The organism is Polaribacter vadi, assembly GCF_018861005.1.
Classification (GTDB): Bacteria; Bacteroidota; Bacteroidia; order Flavobacteriales; family Flavobacteriaceae; genus Polaribacter; species Polaribacter vadi_A.
Window position 1 is genome coordinate 116804 of sequence record NZ_JAHKQL010000022.1, and the last position, 25135, is coordinate 141938.

At 28.2% G+C, this 25135-nt stretch carries 27 protein-coding genes; 12 read left to right on the plus strand and 15 right to left on the minus strand.

Features of this window, described 5'->3' with window-relative positions; translation table 11 throughout:
- Positions 1-76 precede the first annotated feature (76 nt).
- Positions 77-994 (plus strand): FKBP-type peptidyl-prolyl cis-trans isomerase, encoded by a 918-nt coding sequence (locus KO506_RS11325; RefSeq protein ID WP_215995023.1) that lies wholly within the window; start codon positions 77-79, stop codon positions 992-994.
- An 82-nt stretch (positions 995-1076) separates the two neighbouring features.
- Here the strand turns inward: KO506_RS11325 and KO506_RS11330 are convergent, their stop codons facing one another.
- From KO506_RS11330 to msrB, 4 genes are all read right to left on the minus strand, one after another.
- Positions 1077-1952, minus strand: coding sequence for a bifunctional 5,10-methylenetetrahydrofolate dehydrogenase/5,10-methenyltetrahydrofolate cyclohydrolase (locus KO506_RS11330; RefSeq protein ID WP_215995024.1), 876 nt, complete (start codon positions 1950-1952; stop codon positions 1077-1079).
- Entirely contained in the window at positions 1949-3367 is a 1419-nt protein-coding gene (locus KO506_RS11335) for a hypothetical protein (RefSeq protein WP_215995025.1), read from the minus strand. The genes KO506_RS11330 and KO506_RS11335 overlap by 4 nt, the downstream gene beginning before the upstream one ends.
- A 50-nt stretch (positions 3368-3417) precedes the next feature.
- Complete coding sequence (ffh, locus tag KO506_RS11340) at positions 3418-4746, minus strand: signal recognition particle protein (RefSeq protein ID WP_215995026.1); 1329 nt, start codon at positions 4744-4746, stop codon at positions 3418-3420.
- A gap of 545 nt (positions 4747-5291) precedes the next feature.
- Entirely contained in the window at positions 5292-5780 is a 489-nt protein-coding gene (msrB, locus tag KO506_RS11345) for a peptide-methionine (R)-S-oxide reductase MsrB (protein ID WP_215995027.1), read from the minus strand.
- Positions 5781-5977: 197 nt separating this feature from the next.
- Here msrB and KO506_RS11350 point away from each other — a divergent pair, with 197 nt between their 5' ends.
- Both KO506_RS11350 and KO506_RS11355 read left to right on the plus strand, forming a co-directional pair.
- Positions 5978-6793 carry a M48 family metallopeptidase gene (locus KO506_RS11350; protein ID WP_215995028.1) on the plus strand — a complete coding sequence of 272 codons (816 nt, stop codon included), beginning with the start codon at positions 5978-5980 and terminating at the stop codon, positions 6791-6793.
- A gap of 98 nt (positions 6794-6891) precedes the next feature.
- Positions 6892-8187, plus strand: coding sequence for an MFS transporter (locus tag KO506_RS11355; protein ID WP_215995029.1), 1296 nt, complete (start codon positions 6892-6894; stop codon positions 8185-8187).
- 50 nt (positions 8188-8237) lie between these two features.
- On the opposite strand, the gene KO506_RS11360 is transcribed toward KO506_RS11355, so the two are convergent.
- From KO506_RS11360 to KO506_RS11390, 7 genes are all read right to left on the minus strand, one after another.
- Positions 8238-8789, minus strand: a complete 552-nt coding sequence (locus KO506_RS11360) for a type 1 periplasmic binding fold superfamily protein (RefSeq protein ID WP_215995030.1) — start codon at positions 8787-8789, stop codon at positions 8238-8240.
- A gap of 35 nt (positions 8790-8824) precedes the next feature.
- A complete protein-coding gene (locus KO506_RS11365; RefSeq protein ID WP_215995031.1) occupies positions 8825-11230 on the minus strand; it encodes a TonB-dependent receptor in 2406 nt (801 codons plus the stop codon).
- Positions 11231-11266: 36 nt separating this feature from the next.
- On the minus strand, positions 11267-11497 hold the full coding sequence (locus KO506_RS11370) for a hypothetical protein (protein WP_215995032.1): 231 nt from the start codon (positions 11495-11497) through the stop codon (positions 11267-11269).
- Positions 11498-11582: 85 nt separating this feature from the next.
- Positions 11583-12353: a TerC family protein gene (locus KO506_RS11375; RefSeq protein WP_215995033.1), complete on the minus strand. Its 771-nt coding sequence runs from the start codon at positions 12351-12353 to the stop codon at positions 11583-11585.
- Positions 12354-12794: a hypothetical protein gene (locus KO506_RS11380; protein ID WP_252726848.1), complete on the minus strand. Its 441-nt coding sequence runs from the start codon at positions 12792-12794 to the stop codon at positions 12354-12356.
- A gap of 8 nt (positions 12795-12802) precedes the next feature.
- Positions 12803-14146: an adenylosuccinate lyase gene (gene purB / locus KO506_RS11385; RefSeq protein WP_215995034.1), complete on the minus strand. Its 1344-nt coding sequence runs from the start codon at positions 14144-14146 to the stop codon at positions 12803-12805.
- A gap of 188 nt (positions 14147-14334) precedes the next feature.
- Positions 14335-14916, minus strand: a complete 582-nt coding sequence (locus KO506_RS11390; RefSeq protein ID WP_215995035.1) for an adenylosuccinate lyase — start codon at positions 14914-14916, stop codon at positions 14335-14337.
- A 41-nt stretch (positions 14917-14957) separates the two neighbouring features.
- Between KO506_RS11390 and KO506_RS11395 the strand changes: the two genes are divergently transcribed.
- From KO506_RS11395 to KO506_RS11425, 7 genes are all read left to right on the plus strand, one after another.
- Positions 14958-15674, plus strand: coding sequence for a toxin-antitoxin system YwqK family antitoxin (locus tag KO506_RS11395; RefSeq protein ID WP_215995036.1), 717 nt, complete (start codon positions 14958-14960; stop codon positions 15672-15674).
- A gap of 2 nt (positions 15675-15676) precedes the next feature.
- Positions 15677-16387: a hypothetical protein gene (locus tag KO506_RS11400; RefSeq protein WP_215995037.1), complete on the plus strand. Its 711-nt coding sequence runs from the start codon at positions 15677-15679 to the stop codon at positions 16385-16387.
- A gap of 67 nt (positions 16388-16454) precedes the next feature.
- On the plus strand, positions 16455-17642 hold the full coding sequence (gene mnmA / locus KO506_RS11405; protein ID WP_215995038.1) for a tRNA 2-thiouridine(34) synthase MnmA: 1188 nt from the start codon (positions 16455-16457) through the stop codon (positions 17640-17642).
- A gap of 24 nt (positions 17643-17666) precedes the next feature.
- Positions 17667-18485: a hypothetical protein gene (locus tag KO506_RS11410; protein WP_215995039.1), complete on the plus strand. Its 819-nt coding sequence runs from the start codon at positions 17667-17669 to the stop codon at positions 18483-18485.
- Entirely contained in the window at positions 18478-19419 is a 942-nt protein-coding gene (locus KO506_RS11415) for an NAD(P)H-dependent flavin oxidoreductase (protein ID WP_215995040.1), read from the plus strand. Before KO506_RS11410 ends, KO506_RS11415 begins: the two co-directional genes overlap by 8 nt.
- Positions 19420-19534: 115 nt before the next feature.
- Complete coding sequence (locus KO506_RS11420) at positions 19535-19726, plus strand: cold-shock protein (RefSeq protein WP_015480027.1); 192 nt, start codon at positions 19535-19537, stop codon at positions 19724-19726.
- Between the two features lie 83 nt (positions 19727-19809).
- Positions 19810-20007: a YwbE family protein gene (locus KO506_RS11425; protein WP_252726849.1), complete on the plus strand. Its 198-nt coding sequence runs from the start codon at positions 19810-19812 to the stop codon at positions 20005-20007.
- A 9-nt stretch (positions 20008-20016) separates the two neighbouring features.
- Here the strand turns inward: KO506_RS11425 and KO506_RS11430 are convergent, their stop codons facing one another.
- Genes KO506_RS11430 through mtaB form a run of 3 tightly spaced genes read right to left on the minus strand, consistent with a single transcriptional unit; the run spans position 20017 to position 23013 of the window.
- Positions 20017-20919, minus strand: coding sequence for a lytic transglycosylase domain-containing protein (locus tag KO506_RS11430; protein WP_215995041.1), 903 nt, complete (start codon positions 20917-20919; stop codon positions 20017-20019).
- Between the two features lie 35 nt (positions 20920-20954).
- Complete coding sequence (locus tag KO506_RS11435; RefSeq protein WP_215995042.1) at positions 20955-21623, minus strand: alpha/beta hydrolase; 669 nt, start codon at positions 21621-21623, stop codon at positions 20955-20957.
- Positions 21624-21678: 55 nt separating this feature from the next.
- Positions 21679-23013, minus strand: a complete 1335-nt coding sequence (gene mtaB, locus KO506_RS11440; protein ID WP_215995043.1) for a tRNA (N(6)-L-threonylcarbamoyladenosine(37)-C(2))-methylthiotransferase MtaB — start codon at positions 23011-23013, stop codon at positions 21679-21681.
- Positions 23014-23052: 39 nt separating this feature from the next.
- Between mtaB and KO506_RS11445 the strand changes: the two genes are divergently transcribed.
- Both KO506_RS11445 and KO506_RS11450 read left to right on the plus strand, forming a co-directional pair.
- Complete coding sequence (locus tag KO506_RS11445; RefSeq protein WP_215995044.1) at positions 23053-23370, plus strand: antibiotic biosynthesis monooxygenase family protein; 318 nt, start codon at positions 23053-23055, stop codon at positions 23368-23370.
- A gap of 2 nt (positions 23371-23372) precedes the next feature.
- Positions 23373-23897 carry a DUF4442 domain-containing protein gene (locus tag KO506_RS11450; protein WP_215995045.1) on the plus strand — a complete coding sequence of 175 codons (525 nt, stop codon included), beginning with the start codon at positions 23373-23375 and terminating at the stop codon, positions 23895-23897.
- Positions 23898-23981: 84 nt separating this feature from the next.
- Here the strand turns inward: KO506_RS11450 and KO506_RS11455 are convergent, their stop codons facing one another.
- Positions 23982-25124 carry a geranylgeranyl reductase family protein gene (locus tag KO506_RS11455; RefSeq protein WP_215995046.1) on the minus strand — a complete coding sequence of 381 codons (1143 nt, stop codon included), beginning with the start codon at positions 25122-25124 and terminating at the stop codon, positions 23982-23984.
- Positions 25125-25135 lie beyond the last annotated feature (11 nt).

A 25135-nucleotide genomic window follows, 5' to 3' on the forward strand; every position in this document is an offset into this window, starting at 1 on the left:
AACAGTTAAAATACATAATTTGTCTTTTTACAAAGGTATAAAAATGGTAAATTGCGCCCACAAAATTTATGATTAAATGAGTAAAATAAAAAACGCACTTGTTATAATAATTTTATCTACTATTATTTATGCTTGTAATGATGATAATTTTTTTACTAATCCTTTTGATGATGTAGATCATGAAGCATTAGCAATTTCTGATAATGATTCTTTAGTTAAGTTTTTGAGTAATCATTATTACGATTTTAGTTTAGATTCAGTTAAAGCGATTACTGCTAGCGAAACTGCATTAATAAACGATACTAATTTAAAAACTTTACCTGTTACAGAAAACGATATTGATTATAATTTATATGTTTATGTTACTAGATCTGGAGATCCAAGCCCAGATGCAGATAAAGGAAACCCAACAAAAGTAGATTCTGTTTTTGTAAAATATTCTGGTAAAACAATTTCTGGCACTACATTTAGCGAATCAGATTTTGATAGTAATACAACAGGTCTTTGGCTTAGTTTATTGTCTACAGTAAGAGGTTGGTCTCATGGTTTTCAGTATTTTAAAGGTGGTTCTTTAAAGAAAGATCCAGATACAGGAGGTGCTTTTAATGGCCCAATAACTTATTTAAATGGAGGTAAAGGTGTTTTATTTATACCTTCAGGTTTAGCATACCCATCATCTTTAACTGCAAATCAAACTAATTCTTTAGTAGATACAAATTTACTTTTTTATATAGATTTATTAGATCTAGTACCAGATACAGATCATGATAATGATAATGTAAGTACAATTTCTGAAGATATAGATGGTGATGGTGATTTATCTAATGATGATACAGATGAAAATGGTTTGCCTAATTATTTAGATACAGATGATGATGGTGATGGAGTTTTAACGAAAGACGAAGATGCTAATAATGATGGAGATCCAACAAATGATTTTAGTGATCCTAATAATTCTACATTACCAGATTATTTAAATCCTGATATTGTTTAATAACAACAATTTAAAATATAAAAAAAACTCTTTCTAATTTAGAAAGAGTTTTTTTGTAAAATATATTGTCTAAAATATTTTTTTAGTTTTTTCTTTTACACGCTAATAAAGTGTTTTTAAGAAGCATAGCAATTGTCATTGGGCCAACTCCACCAGGTACAGGAGTAATGAAATTTGATTTTTCTGACACTTCTTTAAAAGCAACGTCACCTACTAATCTAAAGCCACTTTTTTTACTAGGATCTGCTAATCTTGTAATACCAACATCTATTACAGTTACATTATCTTTAACCATATCAGCTTTTAAAAACTCAGGAATACCAATTGCAGCTATAACAATATCTGCCTGTAAAGTAATTTCTTTTAGGTTTTTAGTTCTACTATGACACATAGTTACTGTTGCATTACCTACTTTTCTTTTTTGTGATAATAGAATACTCATAGGACTACCAACAATATGACTTCTACCTAGAACAACAACGTGTTTACCAGAAGTTTCTACATTATATCTGTCTAGCAATTCTAAAATTCCGAAAGGAGTAGCAGAAATAAAAGTTGGTAAATTAAGTGCCATTTTTCCAACATTAGTTGGATGAAACCCGTCTACATCTTTATCAGGATGAACAGCCATTAAAACTTTTTGTTCATTTATGTGTTTTGGTAAAGGCAACTGTACAATAAAACCATCAATATCATTATCAATATTTAAAATGGCAATTTCATTTAATAATTCTTCTTCTGAAATATCTTCAGAAAGTCTTATTAAAGTAGATTCAAAACCAACTCTTTCGCAAGCTTTAACTTTTGCATTAACATAAGTTACACTTGCACCATCATTACCCACAATAATTGCAGCTAAATGTGGAGTTTTATACTCGTTATTTTTTAAACCTCTAACTTCTAAAGCAATTTCTTCTTTAATGTCAGCTGATGTCTTTTTTCCGTCTAATAAAATCATTGTTCTTTTAAAATATAAATATTGGTAGCGATGTTAAAATTATTGAATTCTTTTAATATAATATAATCATTTTTTAAACTTTTTAATTCATCATCAGATAAATTAAAAACTGTAGCGTAAAAAACATATTTATTTTTTCCATTAAATTTTTGAAAAGATCTTTTATCACCTTTAAAATCAATATAATCTAATGTATTATAATTAGGGAAAAAACTAGCAACTTCTTCTATATTGATTTTTTCTTGATTTAAGTAATCTATAGTTTTTAAACGCAAAGAATGGTAAGGTATATGTGCTAAAGAAGCATCCCAGCCTTGAGAAATTTCTTTTGGATAAATCCATAAATTACCAGTTATAAGACCTATAAAAAGTAACGAATAAATTATTTTCTTTTTTATATAATGGTCATTTAAAATTTTAAATGAAAATACAATAAACAGAATATAAGAAGCTATAAAATAACGATGACCAAAAGTGTTTGTAGAAATCAGTGAAACTAAAATTATAAAAAACACAGAAGAAATAGCTAATAAAAGTAGTTGTTTATTTTCTATATGTTTTATTATTTTTTTACCAAAAAGGAAAAAAGAAATAATTAGAAACATAAAAATAAAAATTCTTCCAAAATCTGAGTATCTGTGAACAAAGAAAAAGCAGTTTTTAAGAAACCCTTTAAAATCTACATACTTCCATAAACTAGACCAAGGAGATTCTGGATGTGTTTGTAACCAACCTTTTGTAATTAATCTCCAAATCACAAAAGAAATACCAGACAAACTACCTAAAAAATAAATGGCTAGAAATTTAAAGTTAAGTATAGAGTTTATTTTCTTTTTTTCAAGATATAAATTATTTAAGATTTCAAAAAGAAATATCCCTGCTACTAACAACATACTTCTGTATGATATTATGCTTAAAAAAAGTAATCCTATTACCTTGAGAAAAATATTCTTATAAAGAATTGAGTTTATCACCAGGAAAAAGAAAAATAGAATTATAATTTCTGGATTTACGATAACAAATGTAGTAGCTAAAGTTGGTTCTGCAATTATTAGAATAAATAAATAGAAATGCTTTTTGGTATCTTTAATAAAATAGGATATAAATTTACTAATTTGAAAAAAGAATCCTATTGTAAATGGTATTATTAATAGGTGAGAAACCCATAATTGATGGCCAAAAATTCTCCAAAAAATAGCTAATAGAAAACCTAAAAAGGGTGGGTGACCAGGATCAAAACCTATTGGTATGTTCCAGTTAAAAATGGAGTTTTCATATAAGTGATTTCCCATTTTAGAAGCAAACAAAACATTATCCCAAAACATTCCGTTTTTATAGGATAATATAAAAATTAGTACACCAAGAGAAATAAAAAAAAGAGCTCTTTTAAATCCTGACTTAAAAAATGTTTGCAAAAAACTATACATTTAATAATTAAAAAAAGCTGCAAAATTGCAGCTTAAATTTATTTCATTCCTTTCATCATTTGCATCATCTTTCTACTACCTCCACCTTGCATCATTTTCATCATCTTACTCATTTGATTAAACTGCTTCATTAACTGATTTACTTCTTGTATCGAAGTTCCAGAACCTTTTGCAATTCGTTTTTTTCTACTTGAGTTTATAGTTGTTGGCGTGCTTCTTTCTAAAGGAGTCATTGAGTGAATTATTGCTTCAATACCTTTAAAAGCATCATCATCAATATCAACATCTTTCATTGCTTTTCCTGCTCCAGGAATCATACCAACTAAATCTTTCATGCTCCCCATCTTTTTGATTTGCTGAATCTGACTTAAAAAGTCGTCGAAACCAAATTGATTTTTAGCAATCTTCTTTTGTAGTTTTCTTGCCTCTTCTTCGTCATATTGATCTTGGGCTCTTTCTACAAGAGAAATAACATCTCCCATACCCAAAATACGATCTGCCATTCTATCAGGATGAAAAACATCAATAGCTTCCATTTTTTCTCCTGTACCAATAAATTTAATTGGTTTATCAACCACAGATTTAATAGATAAAGCAGCACCACCTCTGGTATCACCATCTAATTTTGTAAGTACAACACCTTCAAAATTTAAAATATCATTAAATGCTTTTGCAGTATTTACAGCATCTTGCCCAGTCATAGAATCTACCACAAATAAAGTTTCTTGTGGATTTACGGTTTTATGAATGTTAGAAATCTCTGTCATCATTTCTTGATCTACAGCCAAACGACCAGCAGTATCTATAATAACAACATTTTTACCATTTGCTTTGGCATGTTTTATAGCATTCTGAGAAATTTCTACAGGATTTTGATTACCAACTTCTGCATAAACTTCTACACCAATTTGCTCACCTACAACTTGTAATTGATTTATAGCAGCAGGTCTGTAAACGTCACAACCTACTAATAAAACTTGTTTAGATTTTTTTGTTTTAAGGTAATTTGCCAATTTTCCAGAAAAGGTAGTTTTACCAGAACCTTGTAAACCAGACATTAAAATTACAGTTGGTGATCCACCAAGGTTTACACCTACAGTTTCTCCTCCCATTAATTCAGTTAGTTCATCTTTAACTAACTTTACCATTAATTGCCCAGGATTTAATGTAGTTAATACATCTTGCCCAATGGCTTTTTGCTGAACTTTTTTGGTAAAATCTTTGGCAATCTTAAAGTTAACATCGGCATCTAAAAGGGCTCTTCTAACTTCTTTTAAAGTCTCTGCAACATTTATTTCTGTAATTTGCCCATGACCTTTTAAGGTGTGTAAAGCTTTATCTAATTTATCACTTAAATTATTGAACATAATTTGTATTCATTTTTTTCGAAACACAAATATAAATATAACTACTCTCTTATAAAAAATTAAAAGACTTATTCTCTTTTTAAAAGTAAACTTATAAAAAAGTTAATGATGTGGATAAAAATAGAAACTAGAAAAACTACAAATGATAATATTAAAAAAAGGTTATTATAATCTTCTATCCAACTTTTGTTATTTGAAATGATTAATAGTGTTAAAGCTACTATTTGAAATATAAAATGAAGAACTGTAAGCCATTTTTTTGGTGTTTTTTTTAACCAAATTAAAGCAAAATAGTTAATAGAAATCATTACAAAAAAGATGGCACAAAATTGTAGAAAGTGACTAAATGAAATTATAAAATAAGTGTCGTAAATTGGGAAGTCTAAAGCTAAATTATTTAGAAAAAAACTACTAATTAGGCTTAAAAGAGCTAAACCTATAAAGAAAAAATATGGTTTTGAAATCATTTATAATATTGTTTCTGTAATTTTTAGTCAATGTTTTTTTTGAAAATCAATTTCTTAAACTTTCTCCTAATAAAAATACTATAATTTATCTTTTTCAACAAATTCTAAAGCAGCTCCATTTATACAATGACGTTTTCCTGTAGTTTTCCTTGGCCCATCATCAAAAGAATGCCCTAAATGACCACCACAAGTATTGCATTTTAGTTCAGTTCTTGCGTAACCAATTTTATAATCTACATCTAATTCTACATTTTCTTTTATGGCTCTATCAAAAGAAGGCCATCCAGAACCAGAATCATATTTATGCTCTGATTTATAAAGAGGTGTTTTACAAGCAGCACAAACAAATGTACCATCTTTATGATTGTTGTTTAAAGGGCTTGTAAATGCTCTTTCTGTGCCAGCTTCTCGTAAAACATAATATGCTAAAGGAGAAAGTTGTGCTTTCCATTCAGCATTTGTTTTTTCTATTTTATATGTTTTATTTTTTTCTTTTGATGTGTTTTGGGCATTACCTGTACAACTAAACATCAATATTAATATAAAAAGACTTGCTATTTTTTTCATACATATAAATTTAATCAACAATCATTTATGAGTGTTTTTCTATAAAATTGGACGAATTATTATGTAATATCTTACAATAAAATTAAAAACAATTTTTCAGTTTTAAATAGAATACTTAATTTTAAGGAAATAAATTCTGATAATAGTGACTATTTTTTTGCAAAAGTGTCATAATTAAAGAACCAAAAAGTATAAAAATGAAAAAAATAATAGTTTTAGTAATCACAGTTTTCCTTTTTTCTGAATGTAGTACAGTGCCAATTACTGGTAGAAAAAGAGTAAACTTTGTGAGTGATTCGCAAGTTTTACCTGCAAGTTTTGCACAATATAGTAGTTTTTTAGAAGAGAATAAGTTGTCTACAAATAGAACAATGTCTAATCAAATAAAAGATGTTGGTAAAAATATTTCTGCAGCTGTAGATCGTTTTATGAGAGCAAATAATATGGTTTCTGAAGCAAATTCTTACAAATGGGAATTCAATTTAATAGAAGATAAAACTGTAAATGCTTGGTGTATGCCAGGAGGTAAAGTTGTTTTTTACACAGGTATAATGCCAATTTGTGATAATGAAAATGGAGTAGCAGCAGTTATGGGGCATGAGGTTGCACATGCATTTGCAAAACACGGTCAAGAAAGAATGTCTCAAGGGCAATTACAACAAATAGGTGGTTTAGCAGTTGCTTTAGGAACGTCTGGTAAAGATTCTGAAAGTCAGCAAATTTGGAATACTGCTTTTGGTATTGGTTCTGGATTAGGAATGTTAAAATTTAGTAGAGTACATGAACAAGAAGCAGATAGATTGGGTTTAGTCTTTATGCTAATGGCTGGTTATGATGGAACTGAAGCAGCTGAAGTTTGGGTTAGAATGAGTGAAAATTCTGGAGGAGGATCTACACCAGAAATTTTAAGTACACACCCATCTAATGCATCAAGAATTCAAGATCTTAGAACTTATTTACCAACTGCAAAAAAATATGCAGCTCAATATAATGCAAATGGAGTTGTAAAATAAAATAGAAACAAATAGATTTCCTATATTGTAACCGTTCAAAATTTAATTTTGAACGGTTTTTTTGTTTTAAATGAATACTAAACAGTAAAAGAAATTTTATGTTAAAAATAGGAGATAAAAAATTAATTAATGCTTGGGCTTTTTATGATTGGGCAAATTCAGTTTATTCTTTAGTGATAAGCACAGCTGTTTTTCCTTTGTATTATAGCGCAGTTACAGAAGGTAAAATAGTTACTTTTTTGGGTATGGAATGGGATCATCCAGATAGTTTGTACAGTTATGCTTTATCTTTTTCCTTTTTGGTAGTTGCAATAATTTCACCAATATTATCTGGTATTGCAGATTATACAGGTAGTAAGAAAAAGTTTATGAAGTTTTTCTGTTTTTTAGGTAGTTTATCTGTAATGAGTTTATATTTTTTTGATGGAATTGATACAGTTTGGATTGGTATTGTTTTTACCATTTTAGCAAGTATAGGTTTTTGGGCAAGTTTGGTTTTCTACAATGCTTATTTGCCAGAAGTTGCTCATCCAAATCAACAAGATAGAGCTAGTGCCAAAGGATTTATTTATGGTTATATTGGTTCTATAATCTTGCTAGTTATCAATTTAGTTATGATTCAAATGCCAGATTTATTTGGTATAGATTCAGGAATGGCTTCTCGAATTTCTTTTGTTATGGTAGGGTTATGGTGGCTAGGTTTTGCACAAGTTACTTTTAAACGCTTACCTAATGATTTATATGATAAAAAACCGGAAAAAGATTATATCTGGAAAGGTTTTAAAGAGTTAAAAATTGTTGCTAAAGAAATAGCAAATTACCCTACTTTAAAAAAGTTTTTAATTGCTTTCTTTCTATTAAGTGTTGGTGTGCAAACTATTATTTTATTGGCTACTATTTTTGGATCTACAGAATTGGGTTTAGAAACAATCGATTTAATTATTACAGTATTATTAATACAAGTTGTGGCTATTTTAGGTGCATTTCTGTTTTCTAGATTGTCAGGAAAAAAAGGAAATTTTTACGCTTTAAAATTAACCATTGTTATATGGATGATTGTATGCTTTTGTGCTTTTTTATTGCATAAAGAATTACCTAATGTTTCTATTTATTTTTATGGATTAGGTGCAGTCTTAGGTTTGGTTTTAGGAGCTATACAATCTTTAACACGTTCTACTTATTCTAAATTATTACCAGATACAGAAGATCATGCCACTTATTTTAGTTTTTATGATGTTACAGAAAAAATTGCAATTGTATTAGGTACAGCTGTTTATGGTGTTTTATATGCCATTACAGATTCTATGCAATGGAGTGTTTTGTGTTTGGCTTTTTTCTTTTTAGCAGCTTTAATAATTTTAAGCACTTTAAAGAAAACAAAATATGTGCGATAAAAAAAAGTGCTGTAAAACAGCACTTTTTTAAATATTTGTAAGTTCTTGTATTATTGAACAGAAATTGCAAAAGTAACTTCAACATCAGTGCTACCTCCTGCATTGTCAGCAGTACCATCATTTGGCTTTGTTGGTTCGTGTTTTAAAATAATTGTTAAAGTACCAATTCCAGTATCTCCTGTTGTAAGCGTAGTTTCAATTCCAATTGGGTTTCCATCACCATCTGTATCTGTTTTTGCAACAGAAACTCCTGTAATATTAGAAGAATAAAAGAATTCGTGCTCATCAGCTTCATCTTTAACTTCAACAGTAATATCTTCAGCAGGGTCTTCAGTTTCATTTAGTAATTCTATAGCTCCTGTGTAAGTAGTGTTTGCAGATAAACTTCCAGAAACAGAGTAAGTTCCATCAGAACCACCTTCACCATCTAAATCTACGAAAGACAAAGTAATAACATCATTTCCATTAGTTAATGTGTAATTAACAGTTGTAATTAATTCTTCTTCATGATCGTGGTCATCATCATCATGATCGTCATCAGAACAGCTAGAAAGTGTTAAAGCTGAAATAAATAATATTGCTAATAATTTGATTGTTTTCATTGTTGTTGTTTTTGAATTTTTCATAATTGAGTGTTCTAGTATTTTATTTTTATTTTAAAATTAAAATTCCTACCTAATTCATCAGCAAAATATCTTAATCTGTTTAAGTGTTCTCTGTAAGAAACATCAAACAAGTTTTCGATATTAAATTCTAATTCTAAACTTCCTTTGTTAAATGCTTTAAAAACAGCAGAAGTGTTTAAATTGAATAATGAATAAGCAGGTGGTGTAGAGCTAATGTCTACAAATACATTTTCTTGCGCAATAGCATTAAATGTATAAAAATTGTAATCTGGGTATCGTTTTTGTTGTAAAACCGATTTATGTGTTAAACTAATTTTTAGTTTGTTTAACGCATTGTTTGTATAAGAAATACGATTACTAAAATTGGCAGCAGGCATATGAATTAAAGGGATGTCTTCAGAAGTATTATCACCTCTTAATAAGCTTAAACTTCCTTTATAATCGAACTTGCTGTTAATTTTCTTGTTTACATCTAAATCAACTCCAAAAATCTGTGCATTAATCTGGTTGTATTGCCAAACAGGAAATGCACCTCTAATTGTTGTTGTAATTCCTACAGGGATTAATTGAATATAATTACGAATATGTTTAAAATATGGGCTAACTGAAAATCCGAAATTATCTGAATTTTTCTCTAAAGAAATGGCAAATTTATTTGCAGTTTCTTTTTCCATAGTTAATAAACCTATTTCTATTCTAGCAGCACTATGATGCAAACCATCACTAAATAATTCTGATGGATTTGGCACTCTTGAGGCTAAACCATAATTCACTAATAAAGACATATTATTTTCAAATTGTTTAGATAAACCTAAACTTGCAGAAATATTGTGGTATGAAAAATTTGGATTAGTTGGAATGTCTGTTCCATCAACTTCACCAGCTTCAAATTCAGGGAATAATTCGTCGTAGTTATATGTTTCTCGCCAATCTGTAACATTATATTCTTTTTGGGCATCTATTCTAGAAAAATCATAACGAACTCCTGCACTTACCTCAGTAGATTCGTTAATATCATAATTTCCTATAATATATGTACCAAAAACATATTTGTCATAATCAGGAATTAAAGGACTTGTACCTGTGCCAGCGACAGCATCATTTTGTTGATAACGTGCTAAAATACCAGTGTTAATTTTTAAATTATCTGAATAATCTATTCGTAAATCTGTTTGTAAACTATTTGTAAATAATCGTAAATCTATAACAGGAGTATTACTTAAATCTCCTCTTCGTAAATCAAATTCTTTACGTCTATTAATTTGAAAATCGTATTGAACAGTTAATTTTCCAAAACCTTTAAAACGTTTATATGCTTCTATTTTTCCTAAATGATGTAAAATAGATTGTTTTGGAAAAGTAATTTCATAAGAAAAGTCTTCAATAACTCTTGGTTCTTGGCTGTTTATAGCATTTACTAGATCATTTACGTTACCAATATGCGACGATTGTAAAATGGCAAATTCATTATCTACATAACTATAATAAGCGTCAAAACCTTTTTCGAAACTATTGTAACCAAATCTAAACGATGCGTTCTTGCTGATGGTTCCACTATTTGTAAGGTAATAATCAGGAGCTTTAAAATCTCCAAATTGTTTGTAATTCATCTGTATTTTTCCATAAAAACCAGATTTATAGGTTTTAACAATTTCTGAATTTATATTACCACCTAAGCCATTAGAATTAAATGAAACTAAAGTGCTCCCAAAAAGGCTATCTTTAATAGCATATTTTTTAGGTTTAATTAATATCATACCACCAATAGCATCACTACCAAACTTTAACGTATTTGCACCTTTTATAACTTCTATGCTGTTATTAGCATTAATATCTATATTTGGTGCGTGTTCATCTCCCCATTCTTGGTCAAACATTCTTACATTATTGTTGATAATTAAGAGTCTGCTACTATGTAAACCATGTATCATTGGTTTAACAATAGTGTTACCAGTGTTTAATGAAGATACTCCACTTACGTTTTTTAAAGCATCACCTAAAGACTTATCAGAATAACCTTCTAATACATTTTTTTTGATAGATTGTTCAATACTAGTAGCTTCTGTCTTAAAATTTGTTTTTACAACTACCTCATTTAGTTCTTCTAGATGATGCTCTAACAAAATTTCTTTGTATAAATTTTGATTGATGGTAATTGTTGAATTTTTAGTTTCACAAGCTATGTGTTGTACTTCAATTACCAATTCTCCTTTACATAAATTTTTAAACTCAAACTCACCTTTTTGATTTGTAGATGTGTATTTGTTTAAATTTTTAATTTGAACAGATGCACCATAAATAGGTGTATTGTTGTGAAAATCAATAATTTTTCCCTTAAAAGTATATGTACAATCTTGTGCCATTACATTTGTGGTAAAACAAATAGCAATAACACAATAACAAAATAATTTTATCATTGTTTATTCTTAAAATTTAAATTAATAGCGTTTAATTTAAATAGATAAAGGTGGCCCTCTTAAAGAAAATGATAATTGATGATGATTTTTTAAGTAATAATATTTTTCGCTATTATTATCTAGAATAACAACTTTTGAAAGAATCTGAGGTGTATCTACATATATTAAAGCACTACTATGCTTAATTAAATGTAGTTTACAATCAATATCTTTTTTATGAACATGTTGTTCAACTTTAGAATTACAAACAGCATGTTCGTGATTCATAAAATCGTGCAATGAATCAACAGCTATTGGTAATAAGAATATTACCAATAAAAAAATACCTATATGTTTTTTTATTTGCTTGATATTAATTGTTCTTTTTACGTGCTTTTAAATTTAACATTTCTACACCTAATGAAAAAGCGATCGCAAAGTACAAATAACCTTTAGGAATAGCACCTACAGTTCTGTTAAAAAATATAGTATGCGATAAATGTGCGCCTTCTGTAATTAGCATAAACCCAATTAATATAAGAAAAGATAGTGCTAACATTTGAATTGTTGGATTTCTATTAACAAATTTATTAATAGGTTGCGAAAATAGCATCATAATAATAATTGAAATAATAACAGCAATTATCATAATAATTAATGCGCCATTTATTCCGTTTGTCATACCAACAGCTGTAAGAATACTATCAAAAGAAAAAACGATATCGATTAAAATAATTTGAAAAATTACACTTTTAAAAGAAACTACTTTTGGTGATTTTAGTACTTGTTCTTCATTAGTGTGTTCTACTTTTTCTCTTATTTCTTTAGTGCTTTTGTAAAGTAAAAAAATACCTCCTAAAAATAAAATTATACTTTGACCTGTTAAACCAGTTTTAAACCAACCAAGATCTACAGTATAAAAAGGGTCTTTTAAAGCAATTAAATAAGATACACTAAAAAGCAATGCAATTCTGGTAATCATGGCTAATGCTAAACCCAATAGAGTCGCTTTTTTAACTTGATTTTCTGGTAATTTATTAGCGGAAATAGAAATAAATATAATGTTATCTATACCTAAAACAATTTCTAAAAAAGTTAATGTTAGCAAAGAAACCCAAGTTTCAGCAAGTAAAAAGATTTCCATTTATTTAACTTTAATTACAGTACCTGTTTTTTTAAATTTAGAAAAACCAATTTTTACAGTAAAATCGTAAGAATTTTCTCTAAACTTATTTATTTGAATAAACATTGGGTCTTCTTGTAAACTGTTTTTTGGGTTGATATACTTTAAAGTATAAAAGAAATTATTTTTCCATTTTATAGATAAAGTATCAATTTGATCTCCATATTTACTTATCTGAATGCTATCTTTTCTGATAATAGTTTCTTTTACAAAATCTTTACCAGCAGGAATCTCGAAAACACCTTCTTTAAATCGATTTGAACTGTCTTTTACTGCAGGTTTACAGGATAAAAAAAACACAGATGCAAGAATAAAGAGAAAAGAGAACAATCCTTTTTTAACTTTTAACTTAAAGAAGTTTAAACTACTAACAACTATTTTCTTATTACTTTTTTCTTGCATTATAAAATTTATATACCTGTATAATTAGATGGTGTAATTGCTTTTAATTCTACTTTAATTTCATCAGAAACCTCTAAAGTATCTATAAAATTAGCAATTGAATTTTGGTTGATTTTTGCATTAGTTCTGGTTAATCCTTTTAAGGCTTCATAAGGATTTGGATAAGCTTCACGTCTTAAAATTGTTTGAATAGCTTCTGCAACAACAGCCCAATTATTTTCTAAATCTTGTTCAAACTTTTCTTTGTTTAACAATAATTTATTTAAACCTTTTAAGGTAGATGTAAACGCAATAATTGTATGCCCAAATGGTACACCAACATTTCTTAAAACAGTACTATCTGTTAAATCTCTTTGTAAACGAGAAATTGGTAATTTTGCAGATAAGTGTTCAAAAATAGCATTTGCAATTCCTAAGTTTCCTTCAGAATTTTCAAAATCTATAGGGTTTACTTTGTGTGGCATTGCAGAAGAACCAACTTCACCTGCTTTAATTTTTTGCTTAAAATAATCCATAGAAACATAGGTCCAGAAATCTCTGTCTAAATCTATGATAATTGTGTTAATACGTTTTAAAGTATCAAACAAAGCAGCCATATGATCGTAATGTTCTATTTGTGTTGTTGGAAAAGAGTGTTGCAATCCTAATTTTTCTTGTACAAATTCACCTCCAAAAGCTTTCCAATCTATAGAAGGATAAGCAACTTTATGAGCGTTATAATTACCAGTAGCACCTCCAAATTTAGCTGCACTTGGTATATCATTTAATAAATTGAATTGTTCTTTTAAACGAACCACAAAAACATCAATCTCTTTACCTAGTCTTGTTGGTGATGCTGGTTGTCCATGCGTTCTTGCCAACATAGAAATGTCTTTCCATTCAATTACTAATTCTTGTAATTTTTCTACAACTTCAAAATAATGAGGCACAAAAACATCGTTCATTGCTTCCTTAATAGATAAAGGAATTGCAGTGTTATTAATGTCTTGTGATGTTAATCCAAAATGGATAAATTCTTTATCTTTTTGTAAACCTAAAGCATCGAATTTTTCTTTAATAAAATACTCAACCGCTTTTACATCATGATTGGTAACTTTTTCAATGTCTTTAATTTTTTGAGCATCTTCAGCTGTAAAATCAGTATAAATTTTACGTAAATCTGAAAATAAATCTTGATTAAAATCAGCTAACTGTGGTAAAGGAATTTCGCATAATGCTATAAAATATTCAATTTCTACTCTAACTCTGTATTTTATTAAAGCTTCTTCAGAAAAATAATTAGCTAATTTTGATATTTTACCTCTGTAACGTCCATCAATAGGAGAGATGGCATTTAATTGTGATAATTCCATTTTTTAGTTCTGTTGTTAACTGCAAAAATAGACAATTCAACAGATTTATAAAGTAGATTTTGGATGTTTTTTAGAAGCTAATTATAATAATGATTGTTATAAATTGATAGTTTTAATATTGATGTAAATTCATTAATTTTAAATAAAAAAACAAAATTTAAAGATTTTTTTATGTGAAATTTCTAAACTTAATGTCTTGATTTTTTATCAATCAAATTTAAAATATATTTTCCACGTGCTTTGCAACCTTTGCTTTCATGAATAATTTTAGTTTCTATTAAATGTTTTAATTCAGGATGTACCCAATCATTTTCTAATCCAAACAAGTATAAAGTATTCATTGTATAAGCTCTAACTGCTATTTTTTGAGGAGTAATGAGCCAGTCAAAACCAGTTTCTATTATTTTATTTATATGGTTTTCAGTTAAACTGACTTTAATTTCATTTGTTGTTTTAGAATAATAAGCATTTGCCAAATGCTCACAAATTTTTGCACAAGGCCTTGTTGCGCTATCAAAAATTACATTGCTAATGTTTTTAGTAAACTCATCTAAATGAGGAATTATCCAATTTAAATGATGGTGTGTGCAAATCCATTCTAAAATCCAAGCTGCTTTTATTGATATTCTATCATCAACCTTAAAAGCGATTGTTACCAAATCTTTGAATAAATTTTGATTTTCTAACACTATATCAGCCACTCTTTGTCGGTTTTCCCTTTTAGGGTTTTCCATATTATTGAGTTGCTCTGTTAAAAAAATAATACTCATTTTTGTTTTGATTAATGTATATTTACTCTAAAATTTTTGGAATGCTAAATATAAAAAGATTGGGTTTTGTTTTTGTGTTTTTAACTTGTTTTTTTTCAAGTGAAACTATTAATGCACAGAAAATTAATCAGTTTGATGCTAATAAGAAAAGAACTGGAATTTGGAAAAAATACCACCCAAACAAAAGAATTCGTTACACAGGTCAGTTTATTAACGGAAAAGAGGTAGGTGTTTTTAAGTTTTACGATATTACTGACTCTAGAAATCCAACAATTATTAAAACTTTTTCTGCTACAAGTGATTCTGTTGCTGTTTCTTTTTACTCAATAAATGGTGTTTTAAAAAGTAAGGGGATTTTTATTGGTAAAAAAAGAGTAGGAGTATGGAAATACTTTTTTGCTGATGGTAAATTAATGTCTGAAGAGTTTTATGTTGATGGAAAGTTAGATGGTAAATTGGTTAACTATTATCCGAATGGAAAACCAGCAGAAATATCAATTTATAAAACAGGTTTAAAAAACGGACTATCTCAAAAATACACAAGCAAAGGTATTTTAATAGAGGAGTTAATGTACCAAAATAATAAACCTAATGGAGTTGCCAAATACTTTGAATTAACAGGTATTTTAAAAGAAAAAGGAGTTTATAAAGACGGAAAAAGATTTGGGAAATGGGAATTTTATTTGGATGGTGAAATGGCTTCTGATGAAGATAATAAAAAGAAAAAAACGTTTATCAAAACAAAAAAAAATAAATAGCTATGAAATATTTTTTAACACTTACTTTAACAATTTTCTTTTTTTCTTGTAATGAAAAAAACACTCAAGAAGATGATAATATAGAGGGGCTTTGGCTTGTTAAAAAAGTAAATGTAGACAATAAAGATTTAACTCCTATTGCAAAATGGGTTCGTTTTAATGCTGATGGATCTCAAGCTTCTGGCAATGGTTGGTTGCAACATTCTGTGGGGATTTATAACCTAAATATTGAAAACCAATTAACAGTTACCAATACATTTGGGATAAAAGATGATGCAGAATCGTTTAAAGTAAATATTGATAAAAACAATATGACTTGGCAAAGAAAAGAAAATGATTTAGACATTATTATCAGCTTAGAAAAAACAGATAAATTACCAACATCAGAAGCAAATAAACTATTTGGTTTATGGAAATTTGATTCTATTATAAAAGATGGTAAAGAAGTATCAGAAAGTTTAAATCCATCAAAAAAGGCAATGCTTTTTTTAAGATGGGACAATACTTATGAACTTCGTAATTATCCTTTAGGCGAAAAATATGGAATGTTTAAAACACATAGCCATAAAGCACAAATAGATATGGTAAGTTATGCTAAAGAATCCATATTTCAATTTTATACTTTTAGTTTAGTTAATGATAAATTATTACTAAAAGCAACAAATAACGACACTGAAATAAAATTGACAAGAATCCATCAATTTTTACAATAAATCCATCAATTCTTTCAATTTATAGTTCACTTACAAAGTCGTAACTTTGCAACCTCAAAATTTAAAAATGAAACGAGTAGTTGTTGGTCTTTCTGGTGGAGTAGATTCTAGTGTAACAGCACATTTATTAAAAGAACAAGGGTATGAAGTTATTGGGCTTTTTATGAAAAATTGGCACGATGATTCTGTTACTATTTCTAATGAATGTCCTTGGTTAGAAGATTCTAATGATGCAATGATTGTTGCAGAAAAATTAGGTATTCCTTTTCAAGTTGTAGATTTAAGTGCACAATACAAAGAACGTATTGTAGATTATATGTTCGACGAATATTCTAAAGGTAGAACTCCAAATCCTGATGTTCTTTGTAACAGAGAAATTAAATTCGATGTTTTTATGGACATTGCTCTAAAATTAGGAGCAGATTATGTGGCTACTGGTCATTATTGTAGAAAAGGCGAAGAAATTATAGATGGTAAACCTGTTTATAAATTATTAGCAGGTAAAGACAATAATAAAGATCAATCTTATTTTTTATGTCAATTATCGCAAGAACAATTGGTAAAAGCTTTGTTTCCAATAGGCGAATTAACAAAGCCAGAAGTTAGAGAAATTGCAAAAGAAGCCGATTTAATTACAGCAGAAAAGAAAGATTCGCAAGGTTTATGTTTTATAGGTAAAGTACGTTTACCAGAATTTTTACAGCAAAAATTACAACCAAAAGAAGGTGAAATAGTTACAATTCCTGCGGATTTTACAGCGTATGTAAAAGAACATCCGAAGTTTGAGAATAAAGAAGATAAACTCAAATATTTATCAACTAAATTTTCTTACAACAAAGAAGATGGCAAAGTTGTAGGTAAACATCAAGGAGCACATTATTTTACCAAAGGACAACGTAAAGGATTAAATGTTGGTGGTACAAAAGAAGCTTTATACGTAATTGAAACTGATGTAAATGAAAATGTAATTTACACTGGTGAAGGTAAAAATCACGCTGGTTTGTATAGAAATGTATTGTTCGTTTCTAATGATGAAATGCATTGGATTCGTGAAGATTTAATTTTAAAATCTGGAGAAACAATGCAAGTTGATGCTAGAATTAGATATAGACAACAATTAGAAAATGCTACTCTGCACAAAGTGGATACTGGTTTGTATGTAGAATTTGATAACAAACAATCTGCCATTCAAGAAGGACAATTTGTAGCTTGGTACAAAAATGAAGAATTGTTAGGTTCTGGAGTTATTTCGTAACTTCGTTTTCATAAATATTTTGCTATGAAAATAAAATTCTCCATTCTATTTTTTTCTCTTGTTATTCAATCGGTTTTTTCTCAAAAAGATTCAATTGTTAGTTATTTAAACAGAAAGTTTGAAATTAATAATAATAGTAACAATAAAAACGATGTTGCTTATTTAAAAACCCAAGTAAAAAAAGATGCACTTTGGGAAAATATTATTTATTACAGAAAAGGGAATATTTTTAGAAAATATTATTCTAAAAACCTTAATGAGGATATTTATGTAGGTAAATTTTTAGAATATCATAGAAATGGTAAACTAAAAAAAAGGGTTTTTTATGATAACTCTGGTTATGAAAATGAAAGTATAATTACTTTATTTGACAATGGAAAAAGAAATTATACAGGTCAATTTTTAAAAGGAGTTGACATAAACTTATGGAAATACTACCATTATAATGGACAAGTAGCTGCTAAGTTTTATAAAGATAAAAAAGGGAATATTACAAAATCTGTGTTTTTTGATGAAAATGGACATGATGTACCTGAAGATGAGTATATAAAATTCAAAAAAGCTACATTTAAAGGCGGAATTGAAAAGTTTAATGAGAAAGTAAAGGTTTTACCTTATAGAATTAGGTATTATGTAAATACAACCATTTATGTAAATTATACTATAAATGTTGACGGAGATATTACAGATGTTTATGTAATAAATAATGTACCTAAAGATTTAGAAGAACAAATTAAATTATATTTAGAATCTATTAAGGGTTGGTCTCCTGAAATTGATTTTAACAGAAAAATACCTACAAATTATACTGTTAAATTAAATTTTTCTGTAATTGATGAATAATAAAATTACACAACTTTTTAATATAAAATACCCAATTATTCAAGGAGGAATGGTTTGGGTTTCTGGTTATAAACTAGCTTCTGCAGTTTCTAATGCAGGTGGTTTAGGCTTAATTGGTGCAGGTTCTATGTATCCTGATGTTTTAAGAGAACATATTCAAAAATGTAAAAAGGCAACAGACAAACCTTTTGGTGTAAATGTACCAATGTTGTATCCTCAAATTGAGGAAATCATGAATATTATTGTTGAAGAAGAAGTCAAAATTGTATTTACATCAGCAGGAAACCCAAAAACATGGACTTCCTTTTTAAAAGAAAAAGGGATTACAGTTGTGCATGTAGTAAGTTCTGTGAAATTTGCTTTAAAAGCAGAAGCTGCAGGTGTAGATGCCATTGTTTGCGAAGGTTTTGAAGCTGGAGGTCATAATGGTCGTGAAGAAACAACAACGTTTACTTTAATACCAATGGTTAAGGAAGCTGTAAAAATTCCTGTAATTGCTGCTGGCGGAATTGCAACAGGAAAAGGAATGCTAGCTGCTATGGTTTTAGGTGCAGATGGAGTGCAAATAGGTAGTAGATTTGCAGCCACAGAAGAATCTTCGGCTCACATCAATTTTAAAAATATTATTGTTGATGTAAAAGATGGTGATACACATTTAACTTTAAAAGAATTGGCTCCTGTACGTTTGATAAAAAATAAATTTTACCAAGAAGTACAAGAATTATATCAGCAAAACCCTACCAAAGAACAATTAATAGCATTGTTAGGTAGAGCTAGAGCCAAAAAAGGAATTTTTGAAGGAGATTTAGAAAATGGTGAGCTAGAAATAGGACAAATTGCGGGTTTAATTCATGAAATAAAATCAGCAAAACAGGTTTTAGAAGAGGTTATTGGTGAGTTTAATGCTGTTAAAACCACTGTTAATCAGCTATAAGAAGTTAATTAAAAGAAAATCAATAAATTATGCCTTTCTAAATTTATTGGCACTATATTTGCAACTTAAATAAACGTTGTTAGGAATTAATTTAACAACACAATAATTTTTTATAATGAATAAAGGTACCGTAAAATTTTTCAATGAATCTAAAGGATTTGGATTTATCACTGAAGAAGGAACAAACAAAGAACATTTTGTACATGTGTCAGGATTAGTTGACGAAATTCGTGAAAACGATGAAGTTGAATTCGACTTACAAGATGGAAGAAAAGGATTAAACGCAGTAAACGTAAGAGTTTTATAATTATATATTGCTAGTTAAATTTTTATCTAAAAGCCTATCAAAATTTTGATAGGCTTTTTTATTTTTATAATTAAATATTATTTATGATTGATTGCAGGCAAAGAAAAAATATTAAAGTCGGTTTGTTTGTAGAAATCGTTCAAAAACCACATCAAAAAACAGGCGAATTAACAGAAGGTATTGTTGCAAGGTTACTAACAAATTCACCTAATCATCCTTATGGAATTAAAGTACAATTAGAATCTGGTTTAGTTGGTAGAGTTAAAAATATAAATGAATAGAACTTTTTCTTAATTTACAGGTATTTTAATTGTGTACAATTTTCTGCTCTTATTATTTAAGTGATGTTCTCTTAACCAAGGATTTAAAATTTTAAATTCTTTGTAATTCATCCCAAACTTTTTTGCAAAAGCAGTAATATTTGTAATTGCAGTATCTACTTTTACAGTTGTCGTTTTTTCAATTGTATATAAATCTTCTTTTTCAAAAACAAAACCATATTTTTCAGAATTATTAATAATCTCTTTTAAAGCTAAAATTCTAAAAACGTAACGTTCAGTTTCATCAGCAAGTTTTGCATCATAATAATTATCTACATCCTGTGCCTCTAATCTTCTGGAAATCCCATAATTGCCAGCATTATAAGCTGCTGCTGCCAATGTCCAAGAATTAAAACGTTCTTTAGATTTAATTAAATACTCTGCAGCAACTTTAGTAGATTTTTCAATATCGTACCTTTCATCAACATTTTTATTAATTTCTAGGCCAAATTCTTTACCAGTTTGTTTCATAAAATGCCACATACCAGCTGCACCAACATTAGAGGTTTCATCTATAAAACCACTTTCTGCTAAAGCTAAAAATTTAAAATCATCAGGTAAGCCATATTTTCTTAAAAGTGGCTCTAAAACAGGAAAATATTTATGAGCTCTTTTTATCAATAATAAACCATTAGATTGCCAATATGTATTTACTAACAATTCTCTTTCCATTCTTTCCCTAACATCAGGTATTTCTAAAGGAACTCTTTCACCTGCCAAATTTAAATTGTTAGGTAATTTTAAAGATTTAATTTTATAATATTTATGAGTGCTTACAATAGGGTCTATTTCTTCTTTATTTATGGCATTAATAAAGATAGAGGTAATAAAAACGATACTTAATATAGATAAAATTCTTAATGGTTTTTTCATAATCAAATTAATTTAAAGTATAAAAATACTTAATACTACTTGTTTAAAAAAGTTAAAGTATCCTCAATTATTTTAGATATTTGCTTAGCTTTTATAATTATCATAGAATGATTTCCGTTTTCAATTTCAATAGCATTTTTAATATTTTTTATCGGAAAAATCTCATCTTTTGTTCCGTGAATATGCCTAATGTTTTCTAAAACTATTTGCTGTTTCCAATTAAGAACATTTTCAATAGACCATTTCAAATAGTTTTCTCCTCTAACAGAAAGGTATTTTTTATACATTTTGGCTTTCTTTTCTAAGGTTTTGCCAATAAAATATTTAGAATAAGTCTCAAAATTGGTTACAATTTGAGTTGGGAATAATTTGTAAATTTTACTTTTGCTAGCAAATTGAAAAGTAGTTGGGAATTCAGTTTGAGATTTAACACTAGATATAATAATTACCTTTTTAACATCGATAAACTTTGTAATTTCTTGTACTATAATCCCACCAAAAGAAACACCAACCAAAACAGGGTTTTTGTGTTTAATTTCTTCGGATAATCTTTTAGTGTAACTATTTAAACTTTCATCTAAAGTAAGTGGTTCTTTCCAAGTTAAATAATGCAATTCATATAACTCATTAGAAAGGGTTAAGTTTTCAAAAATTTCAGGTCCAGCAGCTAAACCAGGCATAAAATAAATATGAGTTTTAGACATAACAATTAATTTAAAATATACAATTCAGTTTACTAAGCACAAGTTTAATGCCAAGTTATAAGGCTACTTTATCTTCTACAAAATCGAAACGCACCAAACCATCATCATCAATATTTGTTAAAGTAATGGTGTGCAAAGTGTTTATTAATTCAGGATTCCAAGGTGTTTTTACTTTTACGTAATTTTCTGTAAATCCGTTAATATAGCCTTCTTTGTTTTCATTTTCAAACAAAACAGTTACAGTATTACCTAATTGAGCTTCATAAAAAGCACGTCTTTTTTTAACAGACAAACCACGTAACATTTTACTACGTTTTGCTCTTGTTTTTTTAGGTACAACACCATCAAAATCTACAGCCTCTGTATTTGGTCTTTCAGAATATGTAAAAACGTGTAAATAAGAAATATTTAATTCGTTTAAATAATTATAGGTTTCTAAAAATAATTCATCAGTTTCACCAGGAAAACCAACAATAACATCAACACCAATACAAGCATTTGGCATTACTTCTTTAATTTTAGCAACTCTATTTGTATAGGTATTTCTTAAATATCTACGTTTCATTTTCTTCAATAACTCATCACTACCAGATTGTAAAGGAATATGAAAATGAGGTACAAAAGAGTCGGATTTAGAAACAAAATCAATCGTTTCATCCTTTAGTAAATTAGGTTCAATAGAAGAAATTCGTAAACGATGAATACCATTAACCTTATCCAATTCTTTTACCAATTCTAAAAAAGTATGTTCGTGTTTTTTGTTACCAAATTCACCTTTTCCATAATCGCCAATATTAACACCTGTTAAAACAATTTCTTTAATGCCTTTTGATGATATTTCTTTGGCATTGTTTATTACATTCTGTAAAGTATCGCTTCTAGAAATTCCGCGAGCTAAAGGAATTGTGCAATACGTACATTTGTAATCACAACCATCTTGTACTTTTAAAAAAGCACGAGTTCTATCGCCTATAGAATAAGAACCAACATAAAAATCGGCATCAACAATTTCGCAAGAATGTACTTCACCAACATCATTTTTAGTTAAATCGTTAATATAACTGGTAACGTTAAACTTTTCTGTAGCACCTAAAACCAAATCTACACCATCAACAGCAGCCAATTCTTCTGGTTTTAATTGCGCATAACAACCCACAGCAATTAAAAAAGCATCTTCATTTTTCTTTAATGCATTTTTTACAATCGATTTAAAACGCTTATCTGCATTATCTGTAACTGAGCAAGTGTTAATTACGTAAATATCTGCTTCTTCAGTAAAATCTACACGTTCAAAGCCTTCATTTACAAAATTTCTTGCAATTGTAGATGTTTCCGAAAAATTTAGTTTGCAACCTAAAGTATAAAATGCTACTTTTTTATCTGCCATCATTCCTGTACATTTATAGATTGCAAATTTACAAATTTAATTATGATAGTAGCCCATCTAAAACCACCTTACTATGCTGTTATTTTTACAACAATTTTAGAAAATAATTTACAAGATTATCTAGAAACAGCTGAAAGAATGGAAGCTCTAGCAAAACAACAAAATGGTTTTTTAGGTATTGAATCTGCAAGAAAAGAAATTGGAATTACAGTTTCTTATTGGCAAACTGAAGATGATATTATTTCTTGGAAAAATAATATAGAACATACAGAAGTAAGAAATTTAGGCAGAGAAAAATGGTATAAACAATACCAATTAAGAATCTGTAGAGTGGAACGTGAATATGGTTTTAAGAAATAAAGATGTACGCACAAATTCAGAAAGTATTAGAAAAATTTATGAGTAAAAGCAGTATTTATAAATACGGTTTTAACTTATCGCCTATGTATAGAAGATCTACAGGAAGAGTAATAAAAGTTTCTAAGGATTTATTAAACATAGAAATACAAATTAAATTAAGTTACAAAAACAGCAATTATGTAGGTTCTATTTTTGGCGGAAGTTTATTTTCGGCAACAGATCCAATTTTTATGATTCAGTTGTTAAATATTTTAGACACCAATTTTGTGGTCTGGGATAAAGCAGCTTCTATAAAGTTTAAAAGACCAGCAAAAGAAACTTGTTATGTAGATTTTATTTTTACTTCGGATGAAATTGAACAAATAAGAAAAGATGTGTCTGAGAAAAAAGAAATTGATTTAATTAAAAATATACAATTAACCAATAAGGATAAAACTGTTGTTTTTGCTGAAGTTTCTAAAACAATTTATATAGCTGATAAAAGGTATTATAAAGAGAAAAGAAAGCTTAAAGCAAAGCAAAAGTAATCATCAAAGTTATTTTGAAGATGTAGTGTTTGTTGTTAGATTTTCTATTGATTTAATACGTTCCTAACTCAGAAATACATTTAATTAAAAAATCTTCTCTTTAATTTTATTTTTAAGTTTTTCTGAAACATTTGTAGGAAAAGGACGATCTCCATGTAAAATATCAACCATAATATTATTAAAATATTGGCCGTATTTATTCAATAAATACTTTCTCACAGGATTATTGTGATAAAAGAATTTAGATAAAAAAGCGCCAGATTTTAACTCAGGTAACAATTTAATATTTAGTTTTTCTAGGTAAAGTTTTTCAGCAATTTTTAAATCTAAATTGCTTTCAATAATCGCTTCAGTAACATATTTTCCGCTTAAAATTGCATTAGAAATTCCTTCTGCAGTAATTGGTTCTGCAAAACCTGCAGCATCTCCAATTAAAAAGATATTGTTCTTTACAAAACCATCTGTTCTTGGTGCTAAAGGAATCTGAAAACCATGAGCATCTTCTTTTACTATTTCTTTAATTCCTAAAGTTTCTAAATACTTTTTGTAATATTCTTTTAAATTGATTTTTCCTTTTTTAGTAGTTAAAACTCCTAATGATAAATGATTTTTTTTAGGAAAACACCATGCATAACCATAAGGTACTGCATCAATATCAAAACGTACAGTTTTAGAAAGTCTTTCAAAATCTTCTGTAGAAACTTCTACTTCATACTCTAAAGCAGGTATTAAATTTCTAGTATCATTTTTATAACCCGCCATTTTTGCAGTCGGGCTCAAAACTCCATCAGCAGCAATAATAAAATCAGCAGAAATATCACCTTGAGAAGTTTTTAAAATTGATTTATCATCAGTAAAATCAATACTTATCAATTTATGATCTTGTAATAAAGTAACTCCAAATTCTGTTGCTTTGTTAACAATTAAATTGTCGAAAGCATCACGCATAATCATTGTAATTATGGGTTCTTCTTTGTTAGAATAGTAGCATTTTTCGTGATTGTTAAAGTAAGTATCAACTTGGCAAAATTCACGTTCTACAACCTCAGAAATATCAAAAGGCATGTCTTTTTTACCTCTGTTAACAAAGCCACCACCACAAGTTTTATATCTTGGTAAGGTTTCTTTTTCTATAATAACTGTGTTAATACCTTGTTTGCCTAAATAAAATGCGGTTGATGCTCCAGAAGGACCACTACCAATAATTGCAACTGTAAAATGTTTCATAGCACTAAAAA